The 14,808-nt window shown below is 67.6% G+C and carries 19 protein-coding genes and 1 pseudogene; 14 read left to right on the top strand and 6 right to left on the bottom strand.

Annotated features, from left to right (window positions below):
• From KK7_RS20685 to KK7_RS0113425, 6 genes are all read right to left on the bottom strand, one after another.
• Positions 1–445: FAD/NAD(P)-binding protein (locus KK7_RS20685; protein WP_010545164.1), on the bottom strand; the 445-nt coding region annotated here is incomplete at its 3' end.
• 25 nt (positions 446–470) lie between these two features.
• The gene (locus tag KK7_RS0113445) at positions 471–737 is read right to left on the bottom strand and encodes a DUF6356 family protein (RefSeq protein WP_010545163.1); all 267 of its coding nucleotides are present in this window, start codon (positions 735–737) and stop codon (positions 471–473) included.
• Positions 738–809: 72 nt separating this feature from the next.
• Positions 810–1,679 carry an NAD(P)-dependent oxidoreductase gene (locus KK7_RS0113440; protein WP_010545162.1) on the bottom strand — a complete coding sequence of 290 codons (870 nt, stop codon included), beginning with the start codon at positions 1,677–1,679 and terminating at the stop codon, positions 810–812.
• Positions 1,680–1,736: 57 nt separating this feature from the next.
• The gene (gene mprF, locus KK7_RS0113435) at positions 1,737–4,331 is read right to left on the bottom strand and encodes a bifunctional lysylphosphatidylglycerol flippase/synthetase MprF (protein ID WP_010545161.1); all 2,595 of its coding nucleotides are present in this window, start codon (positions 4,329–4,331) and stop codon (positions 1,737–1,739) included.
• A 110-nt stretch (positions 4,332–4,441) separates the two neighbouring features.
• The gene (locus KK7_RS0113430) at positions 4,442–5,206 is read right to left on the bottom strand and encodes an AcvB/VirJ family lysyl-phosphatidylglycerol hydrolase (protein ID WP_010545160.1); all 765 of its coding nucleotides are present in this window, start codon (positions 5,204–5,206) and stop codon (positions 4,442–4,444) included.
• A 104-nt stretch (positions 5,207–5,310) separates the two neighbouring features.
• A complete protein-coding gene (locus KK7_RS0113425) occupies positions 5,311–6,393 on the bottom strand; it encodes a potassium channel family protein (RefSeq protein WP_029623275.1) in 1,083 nt (360 codons plus the stop codon).
• A gap of 131 nt (positions 6,394–6,524) precedes the next feature.
• Here KK7_RS0113425 and KK7_RS0113420 point away from each other — a divergent pair, with 131 nt between their 5' ends.
• The 14 genes and pseudogenes from KK7_RS0113420 (at position 6,525) to KK7_RS22945 (ending at position 14,807) form a co-directional block, all read left to right on the top strand.
• On the top strand, positions 6,525–7,496 hold the full coding sequence (locus KK7_RS0113420) for a L,D-transpeptidase family protein (protein ID WP_202798680.1): 972 nt from the start codon (positions 6,525–6,527) through the stop codon (positions 7,494–7,496).
• Between the two features lie 4 nt (positions 7,497–7,500).
• Entirely contained in the window at positions 7,501–8,118 is a 618-nt protein-coding gene (locus tag KK7_RS20680) for a M23 family metallopeptidase (protein ID WP_237709213.1), read from the top strand.
• On the top strand, positions 8,115–8,678 hold the full coding sequence (gene efp, locus KK7_RS0113410; RefSeq protein ID WP_010545156.1) for an elongation factor P: 564 nt from the start codon (positions 8,115–8,117) through the stop codon (positions 8,676–8,678). The genes KK7_RS20680 and efp overlap by 4 nt, the downstream gene beginning before the upstream one ends.
• 120 nt (positions 8,679–8,798) lie before the next feature.
• Positions 8,799–9,614 carry an inositol monophosphatase family protein gene (locus tag KK7_RS0113405; RefSeq protein WP_010545155.1) on the top strand — a complete coding sequence of 272 codons (816 nt, stop codon included), beginning with the start codon at positions 8,799–8,801 and terminating at the stop codon, positions 9,612–9,614.
• 41 nt (positions 9,615–9,655) lie between these two features.
• A complete protein-coding gene (locus KK7_RS0113400; protein WP_010545154.1) occupies positions 9,656–9,856 on the top strand; it encodes a hypothetical protein in 201 nt (66 codons plus the stop codon).
• A gap of 2 nt (positions 9,857–9,858) precedes the next feature.
• Positions 9,859–10,149, top strand: a pseudogene (locus KK7_RS23755) (chemotaxis protein CheW); the annotation flags it as partial.
• Positions 10,150–10,163: 14 nt separating this feature from the next.
• On the top strand, positions 10,164–10,610 hold the full coding sequence (locus tag KK7_RS22615; protein WP_010545153.1) for a CheW domain-containing protein: 447 nt from the start codon (positions 10,164–10,166) through the stop codon (positions 10,608–10,610).
• 129 nt (positions 10,611–10,739) lie between these two features.
• Positions 10,740–11,114 carry an NADH-quinone oxidoreductase subunit A gene (locus tag KK7_RS0113390; protein WP_010545152.1) on the top strand — a complete coding sequence of 125 codons (375 nt, stop codon included), beginning with the start codon at positions 10,740–10,742 and terminating at the stop codon, positions 11,112–11,114.
• Complete coding sequence (locus KK7_RS0113385; protein ID WP_010545151.1) at positions 11,105–11,644, top strand: NuoB/complex I 20 kDa subunit family protein; 540 nt, start codon at positions 11,105–11,107, stop codon at positions 11,642–11,644. The genes KK7_RS0113390 and KK7_RS0113385 overlap by 10 nt, the downstream gene beginning before the upstream one ends.
• Complete coding sequence (locus KK7_RS0113380) at positions 11,641–12,408, top strand: NADH-quinone oxidoreductase subunit C (RefSeq protein ID WP_010545150.1); 768 nt, start codon at positions 11,641–11,643, stop codon at positions 12,406–12,408. Before KK7_RS0113385 ends, KK7_RS0113380 begins: the two co-directional genes overlap by 4 nt.
• Positions 12,408–13,637, top strand: coding sequence for an NADH-quinone oxidoreductase subunit D (locus tag KK7_RS0113375; protein ID WP_010545149.1), 1,230 nt, complete (start codon positions 12,408–12,410; stop codon positions 13,635–13,637). The genes KK7_RS0113380 and KK7_RS0113375 overlap by 1 nt, the downstream gene beginning before the upstream one ends.
• Positions 13,634–13,972: a nuclear transport factor 2 family protein gene (locus KK7_RS0113370; RefSeq protein ID WP_010545148.1), complete on the top strand. Its 339-nt coding sequence runs from the start codon at positions 13,634–13,636 to the stop codon at positions 13,970–13,972. Before KK7_RS0113375 ends, KK7_RS0113370 begins: the two co-directional genes overlap by 4 nt.
• Positions 13,972–14,640 carry a complex I 24 kDa subunit family protein gene (locus KK7_RS0113365; RefSeq protein WP_010545147.1) on the top strand — a complete coding sequence of 223 codons (669 nt, stop codon included), beginning with the start codon at positions 13,972–13,974 and terminating at the stop codon, positions 14,638–14,640. The genes KK7_RS0113370 and KK7_RS0113365 overlap by 1 nt, the downstream gene beginning before the upstream one ends.
• Positions 14,640–14,807 (top strand): hypothetical protein, encoded by a 168-nt coding sequence (locus KK7_RS22945; protein ID WP_158000009.1) that lies wholly within the window; start codon positions 14,640–14,642, stop codon positions 14,805–14,807. Before KK7_RS0113365 ends, KK7_RS22945 begins: the two co-directional genes overlap by 1 nt.
• The last annotated feature ends 1 nt before the right edge of the window (position 14,808 follow it).

The raw sequence follows: 14,808 nt of genomic DNA, 5'->3' as shown, positions 1-14,808 counted from the left end.
GGCCCCCGCCCGCCAGCACGGCGGTATCGGCCTGCAACCTGCCGTCGGCCAGATGGAGCGTCGCGCCGTCCGCGTCGAAAGTTACGTCTTCCACTTCGCCGCGCAGGAGGCGCAGGCGATCGGGATAGCGGGCGAGGGCCTCCTCCAGCATCTCGCGGAGATATTCGCCATAGACACGGCGCGGCACGAAGCTGGTGGCGGCGTTCTCCACCCCGCGGGCTTCCAGCCAGCGGACGAGATGCCCCGGATCGTCCGGAAAGGCGCTCATGTTCGCGGCGCGGACGTTGAGCAGGTGCGAGGGGTGAGCGGCGCCATAGGCAAGCCCGGTGCCCGCCACCGGCGCGCGCTCGATCAGCGTGGCGCGGGGCCCCTCGTGGCGGATCAGGTTGATTGCCTGGAGCGTGCCCGAAAAGCCCGCGCCGACGATAGCGACGTGTTCGATCATGGTTGCGGCTCCCCCGGCGCCGGCGTCAGATTTCGTAGTCGAGCTGCCATTCGGGCTGGCGGAAGGCGGGCTGCTGCTCGGCAAAGGCGGGCTGGCGCGCCTTCATCTGGGCATAGAGCCGCTTCACCGAATCGCTCGCCGTCCGCACGAACAGGAACGGCAGCACTGCATGGACGATGCAGGCGGCACCGCCCACCATCATGGTGACACCGAACCGCGCGGCGGTGGCGGCGTGCTCGCCATAGCTTTCGCCGACGCTGCGCGGGTGGGCAAGGAAAAGCCGAGTGATCATATAGGAAATGTACGCGCGATCCGCGCTGGAGGGAAGGGCAGGCACCGGCAAAGCGCACCGCCCTTCGGACGATCAGAGCTTGGCGATCGTCTCCGCCATCGCGGTGACATCGACATCCGCACCCTCGATCGCCACCGTCTCGCTCAGATGCGCGCGGACCAGGTCGAGCAGCGGCAGCGTCGCGCCTACCGCCTTGGCTGCCTCGCTCGCCAGGCGCATGTCCTTCAGGCCGAGCGGCGCGGCGAAGCCGGCAGGACGGTGGCGGCGCTCGGCGATCGGGGGGCCATAGACCTTGTGAATGGCGCCGTCGAAGATCGTGCCGGCGAATACCTCCAGCATCTTGTCGCGCGCGACGCCGCCCTTCTCGCCGAGCGCCATTGCCTCGCCATAGGCCTCGACCGTGGCCATGATCATGAAATTGCCGGCGAGTTTCACCAGATTGGCGGCCGAGGGCTTGTCGCCCATCGGGAAGGTCATGCGGCCGAGCGCGTCTAGGATCGGCGCGGCCACCTCCATCGCCTCGGGCGACCCGGCGGCGACGATAGCCAGCTTGCCCTGTGCCGCAACCGGCGGCCGGCCGAACACCGGGGCCGAGACGAAGTGATGCCCCGATGCTGCATGGCGTTCGGCGAGCGTGTCGGCGGTCGCGACGGCGATGGTGCTGTGCGAGAGATGCAGCGCGCCCGGCGCCATGCCGGCGAGGATGCCGTCCTCGCCTTCGAGGATCGCGTCCAGCGCGGCATCGTCCGCCACCATGGTCAGCACGGCCTGCGCGCCGTCGGCGGCTTCGCGCGGGGTGCGGGCGAGGCGGGCGCCGCGTTCGGTAAGGGCGGCAGCCTTGTCGGGCGAGCGGTTCCACACGGTAAGGGTGTGCCCGGCGTCGAGCAGCGCGCCCGCCATGCCGAGACCCATCTGTCCGAGGCCTAGAAATGCGAGGTCCATGCGTGTCTCCCAGGGGTTCGCGGGGGATGTGGGGTGGCGGTTCGATATCCCAAGAGCCTATCCGCCGATCAGCACTGCCGCATCGATCAGCGCGCGGGGAACCGATACGCCGGGCGTGGTGCCGATATAGCGCGGGACCCAGGTGGGTCCGAATTTCTGCTTGAACGATCGCAGCCCCGAAAAGCCATAGATCCGCTCGCCATGGCCATACACGGCCGCACCCAGCCGCGACCAGATCGGCGCAAGCGGCCCGGGCTTCAGTCCCGAGAGCGGCGCCATGCCGAGATTGAAGCGCTGGAAGCCCTGCGCCGCGCCATGTTGCAGCAGGCGCACGAACAGCAGGTCCATCGCGCCGTAAGGGGTATCCGGCAGATGCCGCATCAGGTCGACCGACATCTCCTCGCGGTTGGGCGTCTCCCAGATATTGGCGAAGGCGACGACCCGCCCGTCCAGCCGCAGCACTGCACAGTCGAACCGGGCGAGATAGTCGGGATCGAACCGGCCGAGGCTGAAACGCTTCTCCGCCCCGGTCTTGCCCGCGAGCCAGGCATCGGAAACGCGCTGTAGATCGGGCAGCAGGGCGGGTACCTCTGCCGCGGGCACCACCGCGAAGACCAGGCCTTCGCCGGTCGCGCGCTTCACCGAATAGCGCAGGGACTTGAACGCGCCGCCCTTCAGATCATAGCCCTGGCGAAGATCGACGACCGCCTCCTCGCCATATTTGAGCGGCTGGAGGCCGAGCTCGACGACCAGCGGGAGCATCGCCGCGCTTACCTGGAACAGGCAGAGCCGCCCGCGCGCCGCGTCGCACCGGCGGCGGATCTCCCAGATCAGTTCCGGCCAGGCTGCGTCGGGACCCACGGGGTCGCCCATCACCACCCAGGTGCGCCCCTGCACGCGGTACATCAGGAAGGCATCCCCCGCGGTCGAGACCAGGAAGTCCTTGTCGCCGGTATAGGCCAGCATCGCGTCGGCGCGGCCGCAGGCGGCGAGCGCGTAGCGGGCGACCTCGGGATCGAGTGCCTGCTGCTCGCGGATGCGCGGCGAGGCCGACATCAGCCGCCAGAACGCCCAGCCGAGCAGCAGCATCGTCGCCCCCAGCGTAGCCCGCAGGAAGCGCGGCGCATTGCCGCGCCAGGCGAAGTCCCACCACAGCGCATCGCTGTACGGCACCCGCTTATAGGCGAAGAAGCCCGCCCAGGCGCTCAGCAGCACCGCGATCAGCGCTGCCGCCCACCACCAGCGCGCGACCGGCGCCGATCCGATGCCGGCGCTGCGATAGAAGCCCGGCCGGGCATATTGGAGCAAGCCCGCGACGACGAGCAGCACCGTCGCTTCCTCATAGTCGATGCCCTTGGCCAGGGAGAAGATCGCGCCCGCCAGCAGCAGCAGCCGGGCGGCATGAAAGCCGCTCTTGAGGCGCGCCTGCACGGCCGGGGCGATCAGCAGCAGCGCCGTGCCGACCAGACTGCCGGCGAAGTGCGATCCCTCCACGAACGGCAGCGGCAGGATGCCGTGGAGCGGGTGCATCCGGCCATGCGCGGGCGGCAGGGCGCCTGAGATCAGCAGCACCAGCCCCCCTGCGAACACCAGCAGCGCGAGCAGCGGCGGCACCAGCGCCTGGCCGATCCGGTGCACCACGCCGAGCCCGGTCGCGATCGGCTGGCGCAGCCGCCGCCCCTCGATGGTGACGAGCAGAGTCCCGGCCACCAGCAGCGGCAGCAGGTAATAGACAAGCCGGTAGAGCAGCAGCGCCGCGAACAGGTCGCTGCGGCCGATGGGCACCAGCGCAAGCATCACGGCCTCGAACACGCCGATGCCGCCGGGCACATGGGTGACCAGCGCGATCACGATGGCCAGGGCGTAGGCGAGGAAAAAGCTGCCGATTAGCGCAGGATCGGCGCCCGGTACCAGCACGAACAGCGCGCCCGAGGCGCAGGCGAGGTCGAAGGCGGCGATGCCGATCTGCCCCGCCATCAGCGGCACGGGCGGCAGCGGCAGGCTGGCGCCGCCGATCCGCAGCGCGGCCCAGCCGCGCAGGCGGGCGACGAACAGCGCGACAAAGGCGAGCACCAGCACCGCGCCGAGCCCGCGCAACAGCGCCAGCGGCAGGGTCACACCGAACAGGGCCAGCGGGTGCTGGGCCCCGAGCAGCGCAACCGCCGTCACTGCCAGCACGCCGCCCCAGAAGGTGCCGCTGGCGATCAGCGTGATCCGCGCGACATCGGCGAAGTCGAGCCCGGCGGCGCCATAGGCGCGCAGCCGGGCGCTACCGCCGGTCAGCAGCGACAGCCCCAGCGTGTGGCTGATCGTGTAGCTGGTGAACGAGGCGAGCGCGGCGGTGCGCCAGGGCAGCCGCGCGCCGATCGTCCGCACCGCACACCAGTCGTAGAGCGTGAGGGCGAAATAGGAGGCGACCGTCAGGCCGAGCGCCAGCACCAGCCGCGCATCGTCGATCCGGTGCAGCGCATGACGCACGTCGCGCAGCCGGACTTCCGCGAGGGTCGCGCGCATCGTCTCGAACCCGAGCAGCGCGACGGTCAGCACCGCCAGGATCAGCAGCACGCGCCGGTGCGCCGCCAGCCAGCGGCGCAGCGGGCCTTGCGATACGGTTGCCTCTTCCTCCGGCGCTTGCGGTTCCGTGCCCTGCATCCCGATCCCCCCGGCCGCGCGCCGGGCGCACGCCGCGGCAGCCCCACGAAGCGCGGCCGTGATAGGCCTTTATCCTTGCCGGGGGCGAGCGGCAATCCGGGGGCGCGGGCTCAGGAGGGCGGTGCGTCGAGATGGGTGTCGAGGACAGGCGCCAGCGCCGCGAACACGGTGCGGACCAGCAAGTCGTGATCCATGCGCAGGAAATGCCCGCCCGGCAACGTGATGCGGCGCACGTTCGGGGCGAGCAGGCTGGGGCACAGGCTGTCTGTCTCGTCGGCGCCGCGGATGCAGGTGACCGGCAGCCAGGTGAGCACCCTGGCGGCACTCGCATCGGCATCGGGGGTGCCGATATAGGCGAGGCCCAGCGGATCAGCGCGGAAATAGGCGGTCGCGCCGGGAACGACGAGGACCAGCGCCGCCACTTTCGCCCGAAGGTCGACGGGGAGCGACGCCATGCCGACGCGCGCCATGTCGGCGCCGAAGGACTGTCCGATCACGACGACCTTTCGCGCCCCGGAGCGGCGCAGGCTTTCCCGGATCGCGTCGGGGAGGAGCGCCTGGACCTCGGCGGCGCTACGGCGGCGTGCGAACTTGGTCGAGCTGGCGATGGCGTACACCGGAACGCCGGCGTCGGAGAGTGACTCCACGACATAGGAGCCCATGCCGTAGCGGATCCCCATGTCTCCGGAGAGGAAGATCGCGACGACCGGCGTCCCGCCCGGACGCGCCGGCATCCCGTAGAGATGGACGGGATCGCGATCGAGGAAGCCGGCGCTCCAGTATAGAGCGACGGCGGTGGCGGCGAGCAGCGCGAGCAAGGCGGCGACCCAGCGCTTCCAGGCGAGACGGCGGGTGCGGGGGGAGAGTGTCGCCATCGCTCTGCCTTAGGCGGTGGGAGATGAAGGGGGGCTGAAGGGGCGGCGCAAGCCCAACCTCTCCCCTGTAGGGGAGGGGCTTACGTTCATTCCGCGCTGTCCCCTCAAAACTTGTTCCGTCCAGCACGGATTTCCGCCCGCGACGTGAACAGCGCCCGTGCCGCGGCGCCGACGTCGCGCATCACCACCAATGCCTTGTCGCCGGGCTCCAGCCGCTCGTCGCGCGCCGGGCGGGGGATGGAGCGGCCATCGGCCCGGTCGATCTGGACGATGAACACGCTGCCTTCCGCCCGGCGCTCCGCCGCCTCCACGCTTAGTCCGTCCATCGCCGAACGATGCGCGACCTCGATCAGCTCGACATCCAGCCCCAGCGCCTCCAGCTCGCGCCGCAGCTTGCCGAGCTGGGCGTCGCCGTGCACCTGCTGGCTGTGTGGATAGAGGATCATCCGGGCCATCGCCTCGGCCCCGATATGGGTGGGGAAGACGACGCGGTCGGCGCCGGCATGGATCAGCTTGCGTTCGGTGGTCGGCGCCTCGCCGCGGGCGATGATCTCCAGGCCGGTGGCGAGGTTGCGCGCGCTGAGCGTGATGAACACGTTGGCTGCATCGTCCGGCAATACGGTGGCAAGCGCCCGGGCGCGCTGGATGCCGGCGGCGATCAGCACCTCCTCCTCCGTCGCGTCGCCGGCGAGGGTGCAGTGGCCGGCGGCCTCCGCCTCGGCGCGCTTTTCGGGACCCCGCTCGATCACCACAACGGGGACGGCGGCGCGGGCGAGGTCGCGGGCGAGCATCACGCCGATCCGGCCATAGCCGCAGATCACGACATGGTCGGATAGCTGGTCGATCCGGTTCTGCATGCGGGAGCCTCCGAAAATACTGCGCAATTGCAGGACGGTGAAAAGCTGGACGAGCGCGCTGGTGAGGAGGATCATGCCGGTGCAGCCCAGCACCATCGTCCCCATGGTCAGTGCGTGGAGATAGGGCGTGTCGACCGGGCGGACCTCGCCATAGCCGACGGTGTAGAGGGTCAGCACCACCATGTAGCTGGCGTCGGCGAAGCTCCAGCCGGCGGCCATGTAGCCGATCGTCGCCAGCACGGCGACCACCAGCACGAAGACCAGGATCGAGACGAGGTTGCGCGTCGGCGAGCCGAGCACCTGTTCCGCATCTGTAAGGATCCCCCGCATCGCGGGCGAGTAGGGCATGTTGCCGCGCGCTTGTCCATCCGGGTTTGACCGGCACGCAACCGCCGGCGGGGGGCGCTCGTTCCGTCCCTCCAACCATGTGGAGAGGCTGTGTGCGCAAGGTGCTCGGGATGATGCTCGGACTGGTCGCCACGCCCGCCTTCGCCCAGTCGCCGCCGCCCAGGCCGCCGGTCGACCTCAACATCCTCCATGCGCAGGTGATCCTCGACCATCTCGGCTTCGGCCCCGGTATCCTGGACGGCCGCCCCGGCCAGTCGCTCACCGCCGCGGTGCGCGGGCTGCAGGAGGCGCGCGGGCTGAAGGTGACGGGCGTGATCGACCCGGCGACGCTGTCGGTGCTGCATCAGTATCGCGCGCTGCGGCCGGTGCGGAACCTGGCGGTGGGGCCGCAGACAATGCAGGGGCCGTTCGTCGATCCGATCCCCAAGGATCTGTCTGCGCAGGGCAAGCTGAAGTCCATAGGATATCGCAATCCAATGGAGAAGTTGGCGGAGATATTTCACACCACGCCTGAAGTTATCGGTGCGCTGAATCCGGGCGTCGCCACGATCACGACGGGCACGATGCTGCGGCTGCCGAACGCCGTGCCGGGCTCGCGTGCCTATCCTGCCGACTGGAAGGCCGACTGGCGCCAGACCCTGTCCATGCTGAACATCGATCCCCGCCAGCCCCAGGCCGATCACCTCCTGGTCGACAAGTCCGAGGGCGTGCTGAAAGTCTATGGCGCGGGCAATCGCCTGGTCGCGCAGTTCAGCGCAACGATGGGCAGCGAGCATGATCCGCTGCCGATCGGAAGATGGAAAATCAACGGTGTGGATACCAATCCTAAGTTCCACTATAATCCGGACCTGTTCTGGGATGCCAAGAAGGGCGATGATCCCGCGATGCTGCCACCAGGACCGAACGGGCCGGTGGGCGTGGTGTGGATCGACCTCTCCAAGGAGCATTACGGCATCCACGGCACGCCCGAGCCACAGACGATCGGGCGCAGCGAAAGCCATGGCTGCATCCGCCTGACCAACTGGGATGCCGCGCGTGTCGCGCTGATGGTCAAGCCGGGTACGCCGGCGATCTTCCGGGACTAGACCGATGCGGCGCGGAGGTGTGATCGCGGCGCTGGTGATGGTGGCGCTGCTTGCCCTGATCGTCTCGCGGGTGCGGCTGGTCGGGCCGGTGCAGCCGCCGCGGGTCGAGGAGCCCAGGCCGGCGCGAGCGCCGGGTGCGTCCGGTCTGGTGATCCCGGTGCAGGGCATCCCCGCGACGGCCCTGCGCGACAATTGGGGCGAACCGCGCGGCGATGGAGACCGCGAGCACCACGCCATCGACATCCTGGCGCCCAAAGGCACGCCCGTCCTCGCCGCGGCTTCGGGTACGGTCGAGAAGCAGTTCGAGAGCGATCTGGGCGGCCACACCCTCTATGTCCGCACGTCCGATGGCGGGACGGTGCATCATTACGCCCATCTCGGCACGATCCGGGTGCCCGAAGGCACAGCGGTCCACCAAGGCCAGCCGATCGCCACCGTCGGCGACAGCGGCAGCGCCGCGGGGGGGGGCGCCGCACCTGCATTTCGAGGTGAAGCGCATGGCCCCCGGCGAGGGCTGGTGGCAGGGAACCAATATCGATCCCTATCCCCTGCTTGCGGGAAAGCCCGGGCGGAGCTAAAGGGCGCCGCTCAGCTCTTTCTCACATACAGGCACGATCCATGAAGATCAGCGGCGTGGACATCCGTCCCGGCAACATCATCGAATATGAGGGCGGCATCTGGCGCGCCGTCAAGATCCAGCACACCCAGCCCGGCAAGGGCGGTGCCTATATGCAGGTCGAACTCAAGAACCTGCGCGACGGCCGCAAGAACAATGTCCGCTTCCGCTCGGCCGAGACCGTGGAGCGCGTGCGCCTCGACACCAAGGATTTCCAGTTCCTGTATCCGGAAGGCGACATGCTCGTGTTCATGGACAAGGAAACCTACGATCAGACGACGCTGCCGCGCGACCTGCTCGGCGAGGCCGCGGCCTTCCTGCAGGACGGCATGGACGTGCTGATGGAGCTCTATGACGAAGAGCCGATCAGCGTGCAGCTGCCCGACACGATCGAAGCGACGATCGTCGAGGCCGATGCGGTGGTGAAGGGCCAGACGGCCTCGTCCTCGTACAAGCCGGCCGTGCTCGACAACGGCGTGCGCATCATGGTGCCGCCGCACATCGCGTCGGGCACGCGCATCGTCGTCGACGTGTACGAGCAGACCTACGTCCGCCGCGCGGACTGATCTGCCGGCTTCGGCCGAACATCTCGAAGGGAAGGGGACGGCAGGCCTGCGTCCCCTTTTCCCGTTTTCGGGTCAGGCCTTCCTTAGTCCCCCGCAACAGCGGCAGGGAGAGAGATTGATATGGTAGCGCATTCCGGCCTTCTCACCGTCATGGACCGTGCCGCTCGCAAGGCCGCGCCGCGGCTGCGTCGCGACTTCAACGAGGTCCAGCACCTGCAGGTCAGCCGCAAGGGCCCGGCCGATTTCGTGAGCATGGCCGACAAGCGCGCCGAGCAGACGCTGATCGAGGAACTGCGCAAGGCGCGGCCCGACTGGCGCATCCTCGCCGAAGAGGGCGGCGAACTGCCGGGCGATCCGGACAAGCCGCGCTTCATCGTCGATCCGCTCGACGGCACCACCAACTTCCTCCACGGCATTCCCCACTTCGCGATCGTGATCGCCGTCGAGGATCCCAATGGCGCGCAGGGCAAGCCCGAGATCACCCACGGCCTGGTCTACCAGCCGCTGACCGACGAAAGCTTCTGGGCCGAGAAGGGCCGCGGGGCCTGGCTGCAGGACCAGCGGCTGCGCGTTTCCTCGCGCCGCGACCTCTCGGAGTCGCTGATCGCGACGGGCATTCCGTTCATGGGTCATGGCAATTTCGCCGAGTGGAGCCGCATCTTCGGTGCGGTGGCCCCCGAAGTGGCGGGCATCCGCCGGCTGGGCTCTGCGGCGCTCGATCTTGCCTGGGTCGCGGCGGGCCGGTTCGACGGTTATTGGGAATCGGACCTGAAGCCCTGGGACGTGGCCGCCGGCATGCTGCTGGTGAAGGAGGCCGGTGGCTTCGTCACCGACTATCGCGGCCAGGACATGGCGATGCAGCGCAACCAGTTCCTCGCCGCCAATGACGGGCTGCATTCCAAGCTCCACAAGCTGGTGGCGAACGCGCTGCGCTGAGACGCTCCATATCGTTACGTAACGCCGCCCGTTAACCTCCTTTGGCGAGCGGGCGGGTATCGCAGGGCACGGATCGCTCGCGTTCGGCGCGGGCTGCGTTCGAGGCGATCGCCGGTTGTGTCGAGAAGACCACCGACGCCATTTCGGGGATTGCCCAGTCGGTCGGCGCCCAGCGTGAGACCTCGCGCCAAGTGGTAGCGATGATCGACGAACTGGCGGCCTCTGCCCACAGCGCGATCTGACGATGACCGCGCCCACCGCCCTCCCACCGCCGTCGGCAGGCGAGCGCCACCATGTCGACCTGGGTCTGTTGCGGCTCTGCGGCACCGAACTGGCGATACCGGTGGACTGGGTGCGCGAGGTCGTGCCCTGCCCGGTCTCCCTCGGGCCCTGTTTCGGCAGCCATCCGGCGTTGGTCGGCTCGATCGGCGTGCGGGGTGACGTGATCCCGGTGGTCGATGTGAGCGTCCTGCTCGGTTTCGCCGAAGCGACGGGGAAGGGCGGTACGATCGTCGTGCTGCGCCGGGGGGACGTTCTGCTCGGGACTCCGTGTCCGGCCTGCATCGCATCGCCGCGGGCGACCGGTCGCACTCGCTGGCCCGCGAGACGGCTGACGCCGCCGACGCCTTCCTCATCTTCGATACCGGCCAGCGCCTGCTCGCCACGCCGCTGGAAGCGATCCGCGAGGTCGTGCCGTTCCTCGGCCTCTCCTCGCGAGTCGAGGATCATGCCGGGCTGTGCGGCCTTACCGATCACCGCGGTTCGCCGGTTTCGGTCTATGCGATAGAAGAGCCCGGTGCCCTGGCCGACGATGCCCGGCTGCTGATCATCGCCCGCGAGGAGGGGCAGGGGGCGCGCGGTTTCCCTGCCCGGCGCCTGGCGACGATCCTTCACGCGCAGGCACTCCCTGTACCTGGGGGCAGTCCGGGCGCAAAATTCGTGCCTGCGACCATCGATGGCACGCAGCATTCCATCCGAATCCATACGCTTGGGTAACATCACTGGGGAGCATTCAGCCGTGCTTCACAATTGCGAATGATTCTCACCGGTTCCGGGCCTTGCCGCACCGGGATCATGGTCCTAGAAGCCCCCCCAAGATTCCGCATTCGCGAGAAGAGAAGGCCATTGGTCGACCTGTCACAATATCTGCCGATCCTGATATTCCTCGGGATTGCCCTGTTGCTCTCGGGCACGTTCGTGTTCCTGCCGATGCTCGTGTCGCGCCTGACCGGCACGAACAAGCCGACGCCGGAAAAGCTCACCGAATATGAGTGCGGCTTCCCCGCCTTCGAGGATTCGCGCAGCCAGTTCGACGTGCGATTCTACCTCGTCGCGATCCTGTTCATCGTGTTCGATCTGGAAGCTGCCTTCCTGTATCCCTGGGCGGTGAGCGTGTTCAAGCTGGGCTGGGTTGCCTGGTTCTCGATGATGATCTTCGTCGCCGAGCTGCTGCTCGGTCTAATCTATGCCTGGAAGAAGGGAGCCCTGGAATGGGAGTAGAGCTTTCGGCGCCGCCCCCGGCCGGGACGCTCCCGGACGTCGGCTTCCTGAATGACATCAATGCCGAGATCGCCGACAAGGGCTTTCTCGTCACCTCCACCGAGGAGCTGTTCCAGTGGGCCCGTACCGGCTCGCTGTGGTGGATGACCTTCGGCCTGGCGTGCTGCGCGGTGGAGATGATCCACGTCAACATGCCGCGCTACGACATGGAGCGGTTCGGCGCCGCCCCGCGCGCCTCCCCGCGTCAGTCCGACGTGATGATCGTCGCGGGCACACTGTGCAACAAGATGGCGCCGGCGCTCCGCCGGGTCTATGACCAGATGTCGGAACCGAAATACGTGATTTCGATGGGCAGTTGCGCCAATGGCGGCGGCTATTACCACTATAGCTACAGCGTCGTTCGCGGCTGCGATCGCGTGGTGCCCGTGGACATCTACGTCCCCGGCTGCCCGCCGACCGCCGAGGCGCTGCTCTATGGCATCATGCAGCTGCAGCGGAAGATCCGCCGCATCGGGAGCCTGGACCGGTGAAGGCGCCTGCTCCCCGCTATGCCGCCAATGACGGCGTGATCGACGCGGCGAAGGCCGCGCTCGGTGACCTGCTGGTCGAGGCGAAGGACGCCGTGGGCGAGGTGTCGCTTACCGTCGTCCGCGAGAAGCTGTGCGACGCGATGCTCGCGCTGCGCGACACGCCGGGCCTGGAATATCAGCAGCTCAGCGAGATCGCTGGTGTCGACTATCCGGAGCGCGCGGAGCGCTTCGACGTCGTCTACCAGCTGCTGTCGTTCACCCGGAACCACCGCATTCGTGTTCGGGTCACCACCGACGAGGAAAAGCCGGTGCCGAGCGTGACGGGCATCTGGCCGGTCGCCGGCTGGCTCGAGCGCGAAACGTACGACATGTACGGCGTGCTGTTCGAGGGCAATGACGACCTCCGCCGCATCCTGACCGATTACGGCTTCCAGGGCCATCCGCTGCGCAAGGACTTCCCGATGACCGGGTATGTCGAGGTGCGCTATTCGGAAGAGGCGAAACGCGTCGTGTATGAGCCGGTCAGCCTGGCACAGGATTTCCGCAGCTTCGACTTCATGAGCCCGTGGGAAGGCGCCAAGTACGTCCTTCCGGGTGACGAGAAGGCGCCCGCCGCGCCGGTGCCGACACCGCCGGTCAAGGACGCGAAGACCAGCGAGAACACGGCCCAGACCGGGGCCGGTCAGCCGCATCCGGGCAACCAGCCCGGCGAAAAGCCCAAGGATGCGGATGTGCCCGCACCCAAGGGCGAGGGGCAGAAGTGATGACCGATACCGCAGTCAAGATTCCGGAGCGCGAGATCGACCCGGCGACGGGCGATACCTCGATCGCGAACTACACGATCAACTTCGGCCCGCAGCATCCCGCGGCGCACGGCGTGCTCCGTCTCGTCACCGAACTGGACGGCGAGATCATCGAGCGCATCGATCCGCATGTCGGCCTGCTCCACCGCGGCACCGAGAAGCTGATCGAGTACAAGACCTACACCCAGGCGCTGCCGTACTTCGATCGCTTCGATTACTGCTCGCCGCTGGCGATGGAGCACAGCTATGTGCTCGCGGTCGAGAAGCTGCTCGATCTCGAGGTGCCGCTGCGCGGCCAGTATCTGCGCGTGCTGTTCGCCGAGCTGACTCGCATTTGCAACCACATGCTGAACCTGGGTTCGCACGTCATGGACGTCGGCGCGATGACGCCGAACCTGTGGATGTTCGAGATCCGCGAGGACTGCCTGAACTTCTTCGAGCGGGCGTCTGGTGCGCGCATGCACTCGAACTATTACCGCGTCGGCGGGGTTCGCCAGGACGTGCCGGTCAAGCTGCTGAACGACATTGCGGAATGGCTCGACACGCGTCTGCCGCAGCTGTTCGGCGACGCGATCAGCCTGGTCGCCGAGAACCGAATCTTCAAGCAGCGCAACGTCGACATCGCGACGGTGAGCCGCGAGGACGCGATCAAGTGGGGCTTCTCCGGCCCGATGATCCGCGCCGCCGGCATCCCCTGGGACATCCGCCGCGCGCAGCCGTACGACGTGTACGACCGCGTCGACTTCGAGATTCCGGTCGGTACCCGCGGCGACTGCTATGATCGCTTCATGGTCCGCGTCGAGGAAGTCTACCAGTCGGCCCGCATCATCAAGCAGTGCATCCAGGACATGCCGGAAGGCCCGGTCCTGACCCTCGACCGCAAGGTCGGTGCGCCCAAGCGCGGCGAGATGAAGCAGTCGATGGAAGCGCTGATCCATCACTTCAAGCTGTTCACCGAAGGCTATCACGTGCCCGCGGGCGAAGTGTATGTCGCGACCGAGAGCCCCAAGGGCGAGTTCGGCGTGTACCTGGTCTCGGACGGCACCAACAAGCCGTATCGCTGCAAGGTGCGCCCGACCGCGTTCAGCCACCTCCAGGCGATGGACTTCATGTCCAAGGGGCACATGCTCGCCGACATCACCGCCATTCTGGGCGCGATGGACATCGTGTTCGGGGAGTGCGACCGGTGAGCACGGATCGTATCGCCACCACGCATGCAATGATCGCGCGCTACAATGCGCAGGATGCCGACGGCTATGTCGAACTGATGACCGACGGCGCCTGCGAGGCGACCTATCGCGGCGCCGTGCTGCGCGAGGGCCGCGAAGGCGTGCGTTCGGGGCTCAAGGCGATGTTCGCCGAGTTTCCACACAACCGCGCCGACATCCTCGCCTGCTATGCGCTCGGCGAGACCGTCGTGCTGCACGAGAAGGTGTCGCGCTCGCCCGAGGCCGAGCCCTTCGAGGTGATGTCCATTTATACGTTCTCCGACGACAAGGTCGATCGGGTGGAGTTTATCCGCTAATGGCTGACGCACCCCAACTCCCCGACGAAGCGGAAGTCCGCGCGCGCTGGGGCAATTTCGCCTGGACGCCGGCCAATGCCGAGAAGGCGCGCGAGATCATGGCGCGCTATCCGGCGGGTCGCCAGATGTCGTGCACCATCCCGTTCCTCGACCTGGCGCAGCGCCAGGTGGGTGCCGAGACGAACACCCAGGGCTGGCTCCCGGTTCCGGTGATCGAGTTCATCGCCCGCGAACTGGACATGCCCTATATCCGCGTGTTCGAGGTCGCGACCTTCTACACCATGTTCAACCTGGTGCCGGTCGGCCGCTACCATGTGCAGGTCTGCGGCACGACGCCGTGCATGCTGCGTGGGAGCGACGACGTGATGGCCGCGTGCAAGTCGCGCGGGCTCAAGAAGGGGCACACCACCGCGGACGGGCTGTTCACGCTCACCGAGGTGGAGTGCATGGGCAATTGCGCGTCGGCGCCGATGGTGCAGATCAACGACGACAATTTCGAAGATCTCGACTATGATCGCACGCTGGCGATCCTCGACGCGCTGGCCAAGGGCGAGAGCCCCAAGACCGGCACGCAGGAGCCGGGCCGCCACACGGTCGAGCCGCTGGGTGGACCGACGACGCTCACCGCGATGGTCCATGAGAACCATGACTATCGGGGCGAATGGTGATGGGGGGCAACAGCCTCATCGTAACCATCCTGGCCATCATCGGCGGCATCGTCGTGCTCGGCTGGGTGCTCAAGCTTGCATTTAACTTGATCGGGACGCTGATCCTGATCGGTCTGGCCGTAGTCTTCTATCTGTTCGTACAGAAGCTGGTCGGGAAGGGACGCTAAG

The organism is Sphingomonas elodea ATCC 31461, from assembly GCF_000226955.1.
In the GTDB taxonomy this organism is placed as follows: domain Bacteria; phylum Pseudomonadota; class Alphaproteobacteria; order Sphingomonadales; family Sphingomonadaceae; genus Sphingomonas; species Sphingomonas elodea.
The sequence above is the reverse complement of the archived record's forward strand: the minus strand, read 5'-3'. Positions and strand labels throughout refer to the sequence as shown.